This window comes from Paenalcaligenes sp. DL 309, from assembly GCF_057475285.1.
On record NZ_JBYBKW010000002.1, the window covers coordinates 319,489 to 333,432 of the forward strand.

The 13,944-nt window shown below is 45.4% G+C and carries 11 protein-coding genes; 4 read left to right on the plus strand and 7 right to left on the minus strand.

What is annotated here, in order from left to right; genetic code table 11:
- The first annotated feature begins 33 nt into the window (after positions 1–33).
- The 3 genes from glnP to AC2UZJ_RS04230 are packed head-to-tail and all read left to right on the plus strand — an operon-like array spanning position 34 to position 2,478.
- Positions 34–690, plus strand: a complete 657-nt coding sequence (gene glnP / locus AC2UZJ_RS04220) for a glutamine ABC transporter permease GlnP (RefSeq protein ID WP_486948864.1) — start codon at positions 34–36, stop codon at positions 688–690.
- A gap of 29 nt (positions 691–719) precedes the next feature.
- Positions 720–1,442, plus strand: a complete 723-nt coding sequence (gene glnQ / locus AC2UZJ_RS04225; RefSeq protein WP_486948961.1) for a glutamine ABC transporter ATP-binding protein GlnQ — start codon at positions 720–722, stop codon at positions 1,440–1,442.
- A gap of 7 nt (positions 1,443–1,449) precedes the next feature.
- A complete protein-coding gene (locus tag AC2UZJ_RS04230) occupies positions 1,450–2,478 on the plus strand; it encodes a C45 family autoproteolytic acyltransferase/hydrolase (protein ID WP_486948865.1) in 1,029 nt (342 codons plus the stop codon).
- Positions 2,479–2,498: 20 nt separating this feature from the next.
- On the opposite strand, the gene gcvH is transcribed toward AC2UZJ_RS04230, so the two are convergent.
- The 7 genes from gcvH to apbC are packed head-to-tail and all read right to left on the minus strand — an operon-like array spanning position 2,499 to position 13,448.
- Positions 2,499–2,882, minus strand: a complete 384-nt coding sequence (gene gcvH, locus AC2UZJ_RS04235) for a glycine cleavage system protein GcvH (protein ID WP_486948866.1) — start codon at positions 2,880–2,882, stop codon at positions 2,499–2,501.
- A gap of 1 nt (position 2,883) precedes the next feature.
- Positions 2,884–4,092 (minus strand): BaiN/RdsA family NAD(P)/FAD-dependent oxidoreductase, encoded by a 1,209-nt coding sequence (locus tag AC2UZJ_RS04240; RefSeq protein WP_486948867.1) that lies wholly within the window; start codon positions 4,090–4,092, stop codon positions 2,884–2,886.
- Positions 4,093–4,094: 2 nt separating this feature from the next.
- Entirely contained in the window at positions 4,095–6,365 is a 2,271-nt protein-coding gene (locus AC2UZJ_RS04245; protein ID WP_486948868.1) for an Orn/Lys/Arg family decarboxylase, read from the minus strand.
- Between the two features lie 26 nt (positions 6,366–6,391).
- Entirely contained in the window at positions 6,392–6,955 is a 564-nt protein-coding gene (gene dcd, locus AC2UZJ_RS04250; protein WP_486948869.1) for a dCTP deaminase, read from the minus strand.
- Between the two features lie 30 nt (positions 6,956–6,985).
- Entirely contained in the window at positions 6,986–10,546 is a 3,561-nt protein-coding gene (locus tag AC2UZJ_RS04255; RefSeq protein WP_486948870.1) for a translocation/assembly module TamB domain-containing protein, read from the minus strand.
- Entirely contained in the window at positions 10,546–12,342 is a 1,797-nt protein-coding gene (locus AC2UZJ_RS04260; RefSeq protein ID WP_486948871.1) for an autotransporter assembly complex protein TamA, read from the minus strand. The genes AC2UZJ_RS04255 and AC2UZJ_RS04260 overlap by 1 nt, the downstream gene beginning before the upstream one ends.
- 20 nt (positions 12,343–12,362) lie before the next feature.
- A complete protein-coding gene (gene apbC, locus AC2UZJ_RS04265) occupies positions 12,363–13,448 on the minus strand; it encodes an iron-sulfur cluster carrier protein ApbC (protein ID WP_486948962.1) in 1,086 nt (361 codons plus the stop codon).
- Between the two features lie 132 nt (positions 13,449–13,580).
- Here apbC and AC2UZJ_RS04270 point away from each other — a divergent pair, with 132 nt between their 5' ends.
- Positions 13,581–13,865 carry a hypothetical protein gene (locus AC2UZJ_RS04270; RefSeq protein ID WP_486948872.1) on the plus strand — a complete coding sequence of 95 codons (285 nt, stop codon included), beginning with the start codon at positions 13,581–13,583 and terminating at the stop codon, positions 13,863–13,865.
- Positions 13,866–13,944 lie beyond the last annotated feature (79 nt).

Sequence of the window (13,944 nt, forward strand, 5' to 3'; positions counted from 1 at the left end):
TTTAGTTTCTTTGATTTTTTATAAGGGCATATTATGAACTTTGAATGGTCTGTCATTCTTAATTCCATGCCTGAGCTGCTACAAGGTGCCAAACTCACGATCTACATTACCGTCGTGGGTTTGGCAGGTGGCATACTCGTAGGTATTTTATTTGGCATTATGCGTGCCTATGGCAATACACTATTGCGCGCTCTGGCCACCATCTATATAGGTGTGGTTCGTGGCACACCTATCGTAGTGCAAGTCATGTTTATTTACTTTGCGCTACCCATGTTAATTAATTTACGCGTAGATCCCATGACAGCGGCCGTGACGGCTATTGTGGTGAACTCCGGCGCTTATATTGCAGAAATTGTACGTGGTGGTTTTCAATCTGTAGCCAAAGGTTTATACGAAGCCGGCTTAGCCTTGGGCATGCCACGGTGGCGTGTTTTAACCTTTGTGATAGGCCCTATTGCTTTTAGACGTATGACACCTGCTTTGGGTAATCAATTCATTGTGAGTCTCAAAGACACCTCTCTATTTATTGTGATTGGAGTGGCTGAGCTTACACGTCAAGGTCAAGAAATTATGGCGTCTAACTTCAGAGCGGTGGAAGTTTGGACAGCTGTGGCCATCCTTTATTTACTTATGATTGGCGCTCTAACATTAATATTGCGTCTGATTGAAAAAAGGATGCAAATAGTATGAGTACCAATACGCAAAACACACAAAAAGTCATGGTGGAATTCCAAAACGTTACCAAGCGTTTTGGTGAAACTGTGGTCTTAGAAAATGTAGACCTCAGTCTTAAAGCGGGCGAAGTCACCGTGCTAATAGGCCCGTCGGGCTCAGGTAAATCTACCTTACTACGCTGTATTAATGTGCTAGAAAAAATCAATGGGGGTGATCTGCTTGTAGATGGCCTCAGTGTTTTAGGGAGTGCCAGCCAAGTACGAGAAATTCGCCAAGAAGCCGGTATGGTTTTTCAACAATTTAACCTGTTTCCGCAAATGACAGCCGTAGAAAATGTGGCCTTTGGTCCGCGGCAAGTGCGCGGCACCTCTAAAAAACAAGCTCATGAAGAGGCTTTAGCATTACTTGAAAAGGTGGGTCTACAAGAGCGTGCAAATCATTACCCCAGTGAGCTTTCGGGTGGCCAACAACAACGCGTAGCCATCGCTCGTGCCTTAGCCATTAAACCTAAACTGATGCTATTTGATGAGCCTACTTCCGCCCTAGATCCTGAGCTACGTCATGAAGTGTTAAAGGTAATGCAAGACTTGGCCGAAGAGGGCATGACCATGATTGTAGTTACCCATGAAATGGCCTTTGCACGTCAGGTAGGCAGTCGTATGATTTTTATGGAAAATGGGAAAATTGCGGCTGATGGCCCCCCCGAAGAACTCATCAAAAATCCAAGCAATCCTCGCCTTCAATCCTTCTTACAGCATGTGGAATAGTCAAAAAATGTCTAATTTACCGTATTTACAATTCAGTGGTAGTCATCACGATATAGGTGTGCAACTGGGCCAATTTGGTGCCAAAGCCGTGCACAGCCATCTATTAAACAGCCCTGCGTGGGCCGAACTCAGCAAATGGCGTGGCTCCTCGTCGCTAAAGGCTATGCAACACTTAGTGGAAGAAAAATTTCCACTTATTTGGCAAGAAATTGAAGGTCTAGCCGAAGGCTTGAGCTTATCAGTGGAAGACACCTTTATGTGGAACTGCCGGGGCGATTTATGGGCCATGGCCCCCGATGGCTGCTCTACTGTATTGCAGCTTAATCCCGTATCACGTATCACGCATAACGAAGACGGTGACCCGGGTTTCTATGGTCACTGCGCCGTCATAAAATTTATGCCTGATGACGGCCCTACTTTCACCTCCTTTGTGTACCCGGGGTCTATACCTGGGCATACCTTTGCGGTGAATGAATACGATTTAGTGATGACCGTCAATAATGTACGTGCTTTACATGCACAACCTGGCACCCCACGCATGGTACTTTGTCGCGCCATTATGAACTGCATCCAAGTCAAAGAAGCCGTAAATATATTGCGCGATAATTCCCGTTCGGGGGCTTTCCACCTGAATCTGAGTGGTGCTGGCGGTAATATCCATAGTGTGGAATTTCATCAAGATCGTATTTATGACCTAGAAATTGATGAGCCTATGTTCCATGCTAATCATGCCATTCATCCTACCGTACGTAACTATCCACAAATTATTACCGGCAGCTCAGGCTATAGACAAATACAAGGCGATGCCATGATTAATCACAGCACCGCCGAAATAGATCCTTTAGCCATCTTAGGTGATGATACGCATCGCTTTCCTATTTATAGACGCTCTGCTGATGACACCGACAATGAAAACACCATTGCTACGGCAGACTTCATCTATACTGAATACGGTCTAGAGTGGAATGTTTATGATGGTCCTCTAAAAGAGCCAGTACTAAGCTTTAAAGGCCAAGATCGTATAGAAAACGACTAAGCTAAAACATACCCGTTTTATTATGAATTTTCAGCCTGATACTGTTCCGCAGACAGTAGTTGTTCAAGGTCAGCAACATTATCAGGCTGTAATTTAAATATCCATGTCTCGTAGGGCAAATCATTTAAGGCATCGGGTGTATGCGTTAAATGCTCATTAAAGGCTATAACCTTGCCCGCAATAGGTGCATAAATATCGGAAGCGGCTTTTACTGATTCCACTACTCCTGCTAGCGCCCCTTGCTCTAAGTGCACTTGCGTATTGAAATCACCCACATACACCACATCGCCCAATTGATCTTGGGCAAAATCAGTAATACCCACTAAGACCACGCCTTCTTCTTCACTACTCATCAGCACCCATTCATGAGTGGTGGCGTAATGCCTATCTTGAGGTAACAACATTTCATCCTCCTTTTTGTAAAGCTCGTCCACAAGCTACGCCTGAGGCCCAAGCCCATTGAAAATTATATCCACCTAACCAACCTGTGACATCTACTGCCTCACCAATAAAATATAAACTTGGGTGCTGGCGCGTAGCCATGGTTTTTTGATTAAGGGTTCTTGTATCCACCCCCCCACTCATCACTTCTGCTTTTTTATATCCTGCAGTGCCGGTAGGAGTCAGTGACCATTGATGCAAAGCCTGCGCTAATTGGCGCAGCACTTTATCGGGAATATCTGCCATGCGTTGCTCTGCTACGCCTTGTGGCAATGCTTGAGCCGCAGAGATCCATTGCTCCACTAAGCGCTTAGGCCATAAGGTGCTTAAGAAATTACCTAATTGCTGTCTATTGCCTGATTTTGCTGCAATTAACTGCTGCTCCAAATCTAGGGCGGGTGCTAAATCAATATGTATAGGCTTGCCCGGCTGCCAATAACTAGAAATCTGCAATATACCGGGCCCCGATAAACCCCTATGCGTAAACAGCAAGTCTTCTAAAAAGGTGGTTTTATTTGTAGACAACTCCACCTCAGCACTCACTCCGCTTAAAGGCGTAAAATCTTGCCAAAAAGCCGAATCAAAGGTTAAGGGCACTAAAGCGGGGCGGGGTTCAATAATTTTCAGCCCAAACTGTCTTGCTATGCCTAAAGCATAGTCGGTAGCGCCTACCTGTGGCAAAGCCATGCCGCCCGTGGCAATAACTAGTTGCGAGGCAGTAATAAGCCCGCTATCGGTGGCAAGGTTATAACCGGAGTCAGTTTGCTGCACGGACTGCACTGCACACGGCATACGCCATGAAACTGCACCTTTAGCACACTCTTGGCGCAAAAGTTGAATGATGGACTCACTAGAATCATCACAAAACAGCTGACCTTTGTGCTTTTCATGCCAAGCAATACCGTAAGATTCCACTAAATCCAAAAAATCAGCCGGCGTATAAGCGGCTAAAGCAGATTTACAAAAATGGGGGTTTTTTGAAATAAAGTTGGCTGGAGTGGTACCAATATTCGTGAAATTACAGCGCCCGCCACCCGCAATACGGATCTTTTCACCCAGTTTTTTAGCGTGGTCTATAAGCACTACTTTTAGACCACGCTGCCCTGCTACACTTGCTGCCATCATACCGGCAGCGCCAGCACCAATCACAGCCACATCAAATGTTGCTGCCATAACTAAGAGATTTCACCTTCACGAATACAATCCACGTAATAACGCGGTTGGCCTGCCTCATCGGTGTCTTGGGCTAAACCATGCACTATGGTTTCAAAACCGGGGAATTCCGCATTGAACTCACGCGCAAAGTGTAAGTAATTCACAATCATGTGATTAAAACGCTCTCCAGGAATGAGCAGTGGAATACCGGGCGGATAAGGAGTTAACAATACACCTGTTACACGTCCTTCTAATTCATCAATACTTACACGCTCTACTTCACGGTGAGCCATCTTAGCGTAAGCATCAGAAGGCTTCATGGCGGGTATCATCTCACTGAGATAGACTTCAGTCGTTAAGCGAGCTAAGTCATATTTTTCATACACCTCATGGATCTGCTGACATAAATCGCGCAAACCTAAACGTTCATAAGAAGGGTACGCTTTACAAAACTCGGGCAAAATACGCCATAAAGGCTGATTTTTATCGTAATCGTCTTTAAACTGCTGTAGGGCTGTTAATAAGGTATTCCAACGGCCTTTGGTGATACCAATAGTAAATAAGATAAAGAAAGAATACAGACCGGTTTTCTCTACTACTACTCCGTGCTCAGCTAAGTATTTAGATACTAAACCGGCCGGAATGCCGGAGTTCGCAAAGGTGCCGGAAATATCTAAACCGGGCGTTACTACCGTGACTTTAACTGGGTCTAGCATATTAAAGCCATCAGCCAATTCACCAAAACCATGCCAGTCATCATTGGATTTTAAAATCCAATCTTCACGACTACCTATGCCGTCTTCAACTAGCTCATCTGGCCCCCAAACTTGAAACCACCAGTCATCCTTACCGTACTCGGAAGAAACTTTACGCATGGCACGCCGAAAGTCCATGGCCTCTTTAATGCTCTCTTCAACTAGAGCCGTACCCCCCGGTGGCTCCATCATGGCAGCAGCCACATCACACGACGCAATAATCGCGTACTGCGGTGAAGTAGAGGTATGCATTAAATAAGCTTCATTAAAAATATTACGGTCTAATTTGCGATTTTCTGCATCTTGGACGGTGATTTGTGAAGCTTGTGATAAGCCTGCCAACATTTTATGCGTGGAGTGCGTGGCAAACACCACCGTGTCTTTACTACGAGGACGATTTTCACCAATGGCATGCATGTTTTTATAAAACTCGTGAAACGCGGCATGCGGTAACCACGCCTCATCAAAATGCAAGGTATCTATGGTATCGCCCACCGTCTCTTTGATGGTTTCTACGTTATACACCACGCCATCATACGTGCTTTGGGTTAGCGTTAAGATACGTGGATTTTTATTTTTCACCTTACGTGCAAATGGGTTCGCTTCTATTTTACGGTGAATACTTTCAGCGGAGAACTCCTCTAAAGGGATAGGTCCAATAATGCCTAAGTGATTACGTGTGGGGCGTAAAAATACAGGTATAGCTCCTGTCATAGTGATGGCGTGCAAAATGGATTTGTGGCAGTTTCTATCTACCACCACTATATCGTCATGCGCCACATTGGCATGCCACACAATTTTATTTGATGTGGACGTACCATTGGTGACGAAAAAACAATGATCCGCATGAAAAATACGTGCGGCATTGGTTTCTGCCTCAGCCACCGGCCCCGTGTGATCTAAAAGCTGACCTAACTCATCTACCGCATTACACACATCAGCACGCAGCATATTTTCACCAAAAAATTGGTGAAACATCTGTCCAACGGGACTTTTCAAAAAAGCCACCCCGCCCGAATGCCCTGGGCAATGCCAAGAATAAGAACCGTCAGAAGCGTACTTCACCAATTCGCGAAAAAACGGCGGTGCTAGAGCTTCTAAGTAGGAACGCGCCTCACGAATAATGTGACGGGCTACAAACTCCGGTGTGTCTTCAAACATATGAATGAAGCCATGTAACTCACGCAAAATATCATTAGGAATGTGCTGCGAAGTGCGCGTTTCACCGTATAAATAAATGGGAATGTCCGCATTCCGAAAACGCAGCTCGCCGATGAAGGCACGCAGGTTTTTAATAATGGCGGTCACCTCATCAGGCGTGTCTTCGTCAAACTCTTCGTCATCTATAGATAAAATGAAAGCACTGGCTCGGCTTTGCTGTTGCACAAAAGAGCGCAAATCACCATAGCTGGTGACGCCAATCACTTCAACCCCCTCCGCTTCTATGGCGTCAGCCAGGGCACGAATACCCAAGCCAGAGGTGTTTTCTGAGCGATAATCTTCGTCAATAATGACGATAGGAAAACGATATTTCATACCTAATGATTCCTTAACTTTAAACCCTAAGTGCGTGGTAATGTGACACCCCTTTGACCTTGATATTTACCGCCTCTATCACGGTATGACACTTCACAGACCTCATCACCACCGAAAAACAACATTTGGGCGCAACCTTCGCCGGCATAAATTTTAGCGGGTAAAGTGGTAGTATTTGAAAACTCAAGTGTAACGTGACCTTCCCATTCCGGCTCTAAAGGCGTGACATTCACAATAATGCCGCAACGTGCATAGGTGCTTTTACCTAAGCAAATAGTTAAGACCTCACGCGGAATACGAAAATACTCTACAGTGCGCGCTAGGGCAAAGGAGTTGGGTGGAATAATGCAAACATCGCCTACAAAATCCACAAAGGATTTTTCATCAAAATTTTTAGGATCCACAATACTATTATTAATGTTTGTGAAAATCTTAAACTCATTCGCACAGCGCACATCATAACCATAGCTGCTAGTGCCATAACTGATAATACGCTCGCCATTTACACTACGTACCTGGCCTGGCTCAAAGGGTTCGATCATGCCAGTGTCTGCCTGACGTCGAATCCAACGATCACTTTTTATACTCATATACCCCTCTAATCTCTACTCGTTTAATCTTTAATCTCTGGAAAACCAACGGTACGTTAAGGCTAAACCACTCACCGTTCCTACACTCAACTCAGCGGTTAAGCGGCGCGTTAATTTATAAGTGGCGCGCCCCACTGTGCCGGTATCAGATAAGGCCTGACGTAAACCTATAGTCACATTTGAGCTTAAGGCTTTAGTGGCTTGAATGAACCTACGTTCCACATCACTGATTTCTGTCTCTAAGGTACTGGCAGTGCTAGTGGCTGGCAAAATGCTCCCTGCCCCCCCTAACTCACCAGAACGCATAGAAATCTCATCAATACCAAAGCGTTTATAAAAAGGCTCACCATCACTTAACATTGAGCTACCTACCGATACGAGTAAGGCTAAATCCCCTCCGGCTTCGTCTGGCCCATGCCCAAACAAAAGCCAAGACAACTTCTCTAACTCAGATACCTCTGGTACAGATATCAGAGTAATTTTAGGTTTGCGCGCAGTACCGCCTACTTTAACACCGGCATCTACTGCCAACCCAGTACGTAGGGCTTGAATATCCAGGATAGGATTAGCTATATCCCCTTGGAAAGTAACGGTACCTCTACGTAGCTGCAAACGTTGGCCGTAGACTTCTATCGCACCCCCTCGGGTGTTAAAGGCACCTAAAGCAGTGATTTGGCTATCTATCATTTGTAGATTTATCTGACCAATAAGACCGGAGTTAACTCCGTAGCCTGTCAAATAAAATCGTGGCCCTAAATCCACATCTAAGTTCATCGATATATCTATGGGCGCAGGATCATCCTCACTTTTTTCTTTAATGGGATCGGTAGAACGTATAACCACCACATCACTATCAACGGTAGGAATTCCCCCTAGCATATCTAAATCAAACCAACCCGCATCAGCCGTGATTTTACCCGTTATATTAATTTGCGGTAGCACCGCTTTCATGTGTAAATCACCAGACACCATGGCATAACGATCAGCGCGCTGCAAGATGGGATAACGATGCAAGTCTACATCAAAATCACCGGTATTTTGCTCTAAATCCCAATAACCTGTAATAGACAGATAACCGTCTTTAGCGTCTTCATTTTCACTAATCCACGTGGCAGTACGCCATTCTTTGGGTTCAACTCGCAGCTGAGCCGGAAAATAGAGTTTCTCTACGGTAAAACGATCGTTATTTAAGCTGGCTTTAAGCTCGCCATCTAGCAAACGTACTCCATCATCTAAGCGTGTGATTTTTAAATGGTGACCGGTTATCTCACCTTCTGTCTCAAAGCCTCCGCTAGGAGTGCTATAGAGGCGCATATTTGCAACCAACTCCCCGCCCACTCCCATTTCATCGCCTAGAATTAAGCTAGTCCAAGCCAAACTATCCATATGGGCATCAACGACCACCTCTTTGCGATCTGCATCCCGTATATCAAAACCGCTCTCTTTGCTGTAATAAATAGGCGTGCTTCCTGTGGCTTTTACATACCCCATTTTAGCTGTTTGAATCATGACCTCAGCATCGATCACACTGCGCCCGCCAGCGCCAGGATTAATATTAATCACCACATCGGCATTTTTTAGGCCTAAAGGCAGTGGCGGCTCAGCCGGCACAATAATATCGCCATCTAAACGATGTAAACGTATTTTCCCCGCTAGCGCGTCTTTAAGTGCCACATCCCATTCTAACTGCAACACTAGATCTTTAACCCTAATGGGCTCACGTTTATCTACAATGCCTCCACGCTCTGCCTTTTCTTCTTCTAAGCCTAAGCGTTGCAATAACGCCGTAATCCGTTTAGGTGAAATAGTAACGGGGTCTGAATGGCCTTTAGCACTAAAGCCCTCATTGTCTAGATGGATACGATCATTATGAAATCTAAGCCAAGGCTTCTTATCAAAAGTGGCTTGTATATCAAAAGCGCCTATATCAAGGGCTAGCTTTTGTTCTGTGGAAGGTAGGCGCACATCTACAGGAAAAGCTTGGGCAATAGCTGCGCCTAAGCCAGCATGCTCGGCTGAAATAGTATCTATTTGACCACGCCAACTGGGCGTATTGCTGTTAATATCTAGCTCTCCATGCAACTGAAACTGAGCTTCTACAGGCCCATTGCCTAGCTTCGCGTCTTTATCTTCTGCTTTTAATATGTGTTGCAACTGCGCTTGTAGCGTATGCTTAAAAACACTGCCAGTTAATTGCGCTTCGAGTTTAGTGGCACCAATCTCCGTTAAGTCAGGCCATAAATCTTGAATGTTTGGCGCATTAACTGCTATTTTTAATTTGTCTTCAGCTAAACCAAACCCTCCATTGACTTGCAACTGATTACTACCTATTTGTAGATCTATGTCACTATCTTTAATCGTATAAGCCTGCCACAACTCGGGGACCTCAACCTCTTTTAGTCTCCCCACATCCGCGATCACATGGCCTTGCAGAACCTGCCCATTCCAACGGCTACCTTCGGCTATAGTTAAATCAATATGCGCTTGTTCTAGCTGGGTAGCAGATGCACTAAGTTGGGCGGAATAATCACCCGCTAAAGTAATTTTAGCGGGTAAATCCATATCCGGAAGCCATGCTCCCACATTAAAATCACGCGCCTGAATAGAGCCACTTAGATGGTCTATGTCTGCCTCATTCGCATTACTCTGCCAAGCCAAATCAAAATCCATATCAGAACCATCGGGTAAAGCCATTTTAATACTAGTATCACGCAACGGAAAACCTTGGCTCAGCGCTAAGTTTGCTATGGCATCTAAATCAATGCCTTGGCCTCCGCCTTTTAGAGTGACAGTAGCCTCATCTAACGAACCTTCCCAATTGGCTTTCACATTTACGGTGCATAAAGGCGCTTCGGGGGTGCGCAATTCCACTCCTGACGTTCGTAAATGCTCAGGCAGGTATTGATCTAAACATAAAGGACTTTCATTGCTGTCACTGGAAGCTCGCACATAAAGGGCAGCTGTGCTACTCCACGGTGCTGCAAACTCAGTGAGCTTGGCCGTGCCATCCACATCTAACCACATGTCTTCGTAACCCACGCGTGCTGAACGTAAATCCAGCTGCGCGCCGTCATTATTCAAAAACACTTCTGCATCTAAGCGTAATTGGCTGAGATCTACAGGCAGCTTTTCACCTTGCTGTGAAAACGCCAACTCACCTAAAGCTAACCGGCCTACCTGCACAGATATAGGTAACTCTGGCATTTCGAAAGCAGGGGCATTCGGGTCTTCTGGCTTGGGCTCCCCGTCCATCTGCACTGCCACGCGCTGTGCAGACAAATCTTTCACTAATAGCTGCTTACTTTGCCATAATTGTGGCCAATCAACTTCTACGTGCGCCCCATCTACTTCTAGATTTAACTCATCTGGTAAATGTAAACGCAAGTGTTCAAAGCTTAAACCATGCCAAAAGCTACCTTGTACGCCACGACTTTCACCCTCAAACTGTACAGCGGCTGTATTTAAGACCCAACGAGTCCCTGTGGGTGTAGCCACCAGCCAATAGAGAAAACCTGTAATGATTAACAATAGCGTTGCTACAATGGGTATACCCCAAAATAGCACGTGACGGAATAGACGACGTAAACGCATTAAAAGGCAATCCCTAAAGAGAAGTGTAAACGTATGTCTTGTGTTTTTTGACCATAAGCTAAGTCAACATACAAAGGGCCTGCAGGGGTGCGTACCGTGGCGCCAACGCCATAACCTACATAAGGCGTCATTTCTTTAAAGGATTCGTTGGCATCACCCACATCAACAAAGAAATTAATACCAATTTCTGGTTTAATAAAATGCTGATACTCCGCACTTAATACCGCTAAAGTCGGCGCCCCCACCACGGCAGAATTGCGTCTTAAACCAATACTTCGGTATTTATAGCCTCGTATAGAACGTGCTCCACCGGTACGGTAGCCAAAGCCCATGGGGATTCGGTTTGTTTTAGGCCACACCTTCCCCACTTCACCCCGCAACATAATCACATCGTATTTACCCACAGGGATCCATTGTTGCGCCCGCAAGCCAGCTCTATACAAAATGTCTTTGTTAGAACCATTACCAATGGGATAGTTAATACCTAGACCTACATCAAATAAATTACCTTCACGTGGATCATATTTATCATCCACATTGACTCGTAAAACCTGCAGTGTGCCCTCTATGGATTTACCTCTATAGGTTTCGGCTTCACCGCGCACTTTGCTTTCATCTAATACCGCCATTAAACTGGCTTTGCTTTCATAGGTGGCGCGCCCACTGGTGTTAAAATCGTACTGGGTTTTTACGCCACCAGCCGCTCGAGTCTGCTTTAGTCCTTCAATGTCTTGGTGCTCATACAACACCCCCGCACTATTTCTAAACCCTTTATAGGTAGGGGGCAAATGCACGTCTGAGAAAAAACGTTGGCGGTCTTTATCTACACCTATACCCGTTTCTGTCCATACGGGTTGGTTAAAGACGATATTATGCACATACAGCCCTTCTACACGTATCCCGTGATCACTATCCACCCCTATAGAGCCTGTGAAGCGACGCGCAGGGGATTCTGTTACCCGAACCAATACGGGCAACTCCACTTCACCATCTTCACGCACTTTTTGTGCTGCGGCCTCTTCCTCTAAAGTAACAAAGGCTCCACGGAAAAAGTTGGTGGACTGTAACGCCTGTTGCCATTCATCTAGTTTTTCTTGATCGTAAGGCTCTCCTGGCTGATACTTTACATAACGCTCAATTAGGCTTTTGGGCACCCGTTTTAAGCCTGAGGTTTGTAAGGTGCCCATCCGCACTCGGGGGCCACTATGAATAGCTAGATCTAAATCTGCGGTGCCTTTATCTGCCACCACCAAGGCTTCCGTATGTAAGTAGCGCGCGTAATAAAAGTCTTTTATTTTCACGCTTTGCAAGAGATCTGATTTGGCATTAGACCATTGGCTATTAATAAAAATATCGTCTTTTTTTAATGGCCAATCGGCACGCGCTGTCTCTACCCGTTGTTCAAACTCTGGTTCGGTAATTTGACCGGTAAAATCAATAGTGACTTCTTTTACGCGTGTGCGCTCCCCGGGTTCAATGATGATGTCCCACGTTTCACCCTTGTAATCTTCCCCTACCTCTAGGGTGACCACTGGGTCATAATAGCCTTGGGTTTGTAAGGCTGATAAAGTGGCATCATAAGCGCGCCTGCGCAACCTAGAAATCTCGTCTAAGTCTTGATCTTCAGCTAAGCGAGTAATCGCATCTACGGCCCCGTAAATAGCCTTTAAAGCCTCAGGTCCTACGCCACCCGGATCAATCACCACTTCGGGGGCTGCTGAATCCTCAGGCACGCGCTCGGCCCATGCGAGCAAGGGTACAAGAATCAAAGCCGCAACTAAGGCGCGAACACGCATGCGATTACCTTCTTTAAAAGTTACAAAGGACGAGGAACAACCTTAGGACGCTTCCATGAAGCATCGCCGGGTAAACCAGCTACCCTAGCGGCAACCTTGGTGGCTATCTCATGGTACAGACGCGCCTCAGCACTGTCTGGAGCAGACACCACAGTCGGTGCACCGGAATCAGTTTGCTCACGTATAGACATGGCTAAAGGTAGAGCTCCCAACCAAGGCACATTGTATTTCTCTGCCATTTCTTTACCCCCATGCTGACCAAAAATAGCCTCAGCATGACCACAGTTTGTGCAAATATGCATAGACATATTTTCTACTATACCCAATACGGGTACGTTTACTTCTTGGAACATACGTAAGCCTTTGCGTGCATCAGCCAACGCCATGTCTTGAGGCGTAGTTACAATGACTGCACCCACCAAGGGAATTTTCTGCGCCATAGTTAATGCAATATCACCGGTACCGGGAGGCATATCTACTATAAGATAATCTAAATCATGCCAAGCCGTCTGCATAATAAGCTGCGTTAAGGCTTGTGTTGCCATGGGCCCACGCCAAATAGCGGGCGCATCATCTTTCATTAAAAAACCTAAAGAGTTGGTTTGTATTCCATGTGCCTCTAAAGGTTTCATGGATTTACCATCTATAGAGCGCGGACGCTCATCAATACCAAGCATAATAGGCACGCTGGGCCCATAGATATCCGCATCTAACAAACCTACTTTAACGCCTTGTTGAGCCAAAGCTAAAGCTAAGTTTACAGAAGTTGTACTTTTACCAACGCCACCTTTACCTGATGCCACAGCAATAATATTGCGTACATTGGGAATAGGCCTTAAGCTTTCTTGTACAGCATGGGTTTCCACCCGGGCATATACCGTTAATTTCTCTAAATTTAGCCCTAAAGGGGTTAATACCTCTTGAATTCGTTGCTTTAAGACCCCATCTGGGTCATAAATGGGGTAGGACAGTGTTAAGCTTACTGTAAGGTTCGTACCTTGTAGATCTAAAGTACACGCTTCGCCGGACACCTCAATTTTCTTATGGGTATTCGGGTCAATTACATCAGCTAACACCGTTAGTATTTGTTCGTTACTTACACTCATTGTCATTGATAAAAGGCCCTAAAAAATGACTTGTACGCTATCTAACACCATTGTATTGGCATAACATAGCGCATTCGAGGAAATTAAAGAAATTAATGGAATTAATTTCTTCAAAAGTTGTCATACATTATTATGAATACATTAAACCAGATTTTACGCTCCGCTCTCTTCTTTGTACTGACCATTGTAGGGATGTTGATGGCAGTTGTTTTTATGGTGTCTACAGCTCTTGCTGTGGCCATTTTATACATAGTGGCTCGTATAAGTGGCCGCCCCTTTGCCATTAAATCCTACTGGGATCAGCGCAGACGTAGTAAAACTCGCCCGAGCTTTAGCAGTAAAGATGTCTCTCAGACTACCTCTAGTGGCCGTAATACGCAAAACGTCACCGATGTAGAAATGCGTGAAATTCCTTAAAAACTCACGTTCTGGCATCGCATCTGCTATGCTTCTTTAACTGTGGTTTTATCTATTTTATTCAATAAGCTCGCCTAGT

What these genes read in the sequence shown, in the direction of transcription:
- AC2UZJ_RS04230 (WP_486948865.1), top strand. Translation starts at nt 1,450, where the DNA reads ATGTCTAATTTACCGTATTTACAATTCAGTGGTAGTCATCACGATATA.
- dcd (WP_486948869.1), bottom strand. Translation starts at nt 6,955, where the DNA reads ATGAGTATAAAAAGTGATCGTTGGATTCGACGTCAGGCAGACACTGGC.
- gcvH (WP_486948866.1), bottom strand. Translation starts at nt 2,882, where the DNA reads ATGTTGTTACCTCAAGATAGGCATTACGCCACCACTCATGAATGGGTG.
- AC2UZJ_RS04260 (WP_486948871.1), bottom strand. Translation starts at nt 12,342, where the DNA reads ATGCGTGTTCGCGCCTTAGTTGCGGCTTTGATTCTTGTACCCTTGCTC.
- AC2UZJ_RS04245 (WP_486948868.1), bottom strand. Translation starts at nt 6,365, where the DNA reads ATGAAATATCGTTTTCCTATCGTCATTATTGACGAAGATTATCGCTCA.
- AC2UZJ_RS04240 (WP_486948867.1), bottom strand. Translation starts at nt 4,092, where the DNA reads ATGGCAGCAACATTTGATGTGGCTGTGATTGGTGCTGGCGCTGCCGGT.
- glnP (WP_486948864.1), top strand. Translation starts at nt 34, where the DNA reads ATGAACTTTGAATGGTCTGTCATTCTTAATTCCATGCCTGAGCTGCTA.
- AC2UZJ_RS04255 (WP_486948870.1), bottom strand. Translation starts at nt 10,546, where the DNA reads ATGCGTTTACGTCGTCTATTCCGTCACGTGCTATTTTGGGGTATACCC.
- apbC (WP_486948962.1), bottom strand. Translation starts at nt 13,448, where the DNA reads ATGAGTGTAAGTAACGAACAAATACTAACGGTGTTAGCTGATGTAATT.
- AC2UZJ_RS04270 (WP_486948872.1), top strand. Translation starts at nt 13,581, where the DNA reads ATGAATACATTAAACCAGATTTTACGCTCCGCTCTCTTCTTTGTACTG.
- glnQ (WP_486948961.1), top strand. Translation starts at nt 720, where the DNA reads ATGGTGGAATTCCAAAACGTTACCAAGCGTTTTGGTGAAACTGTGGTC.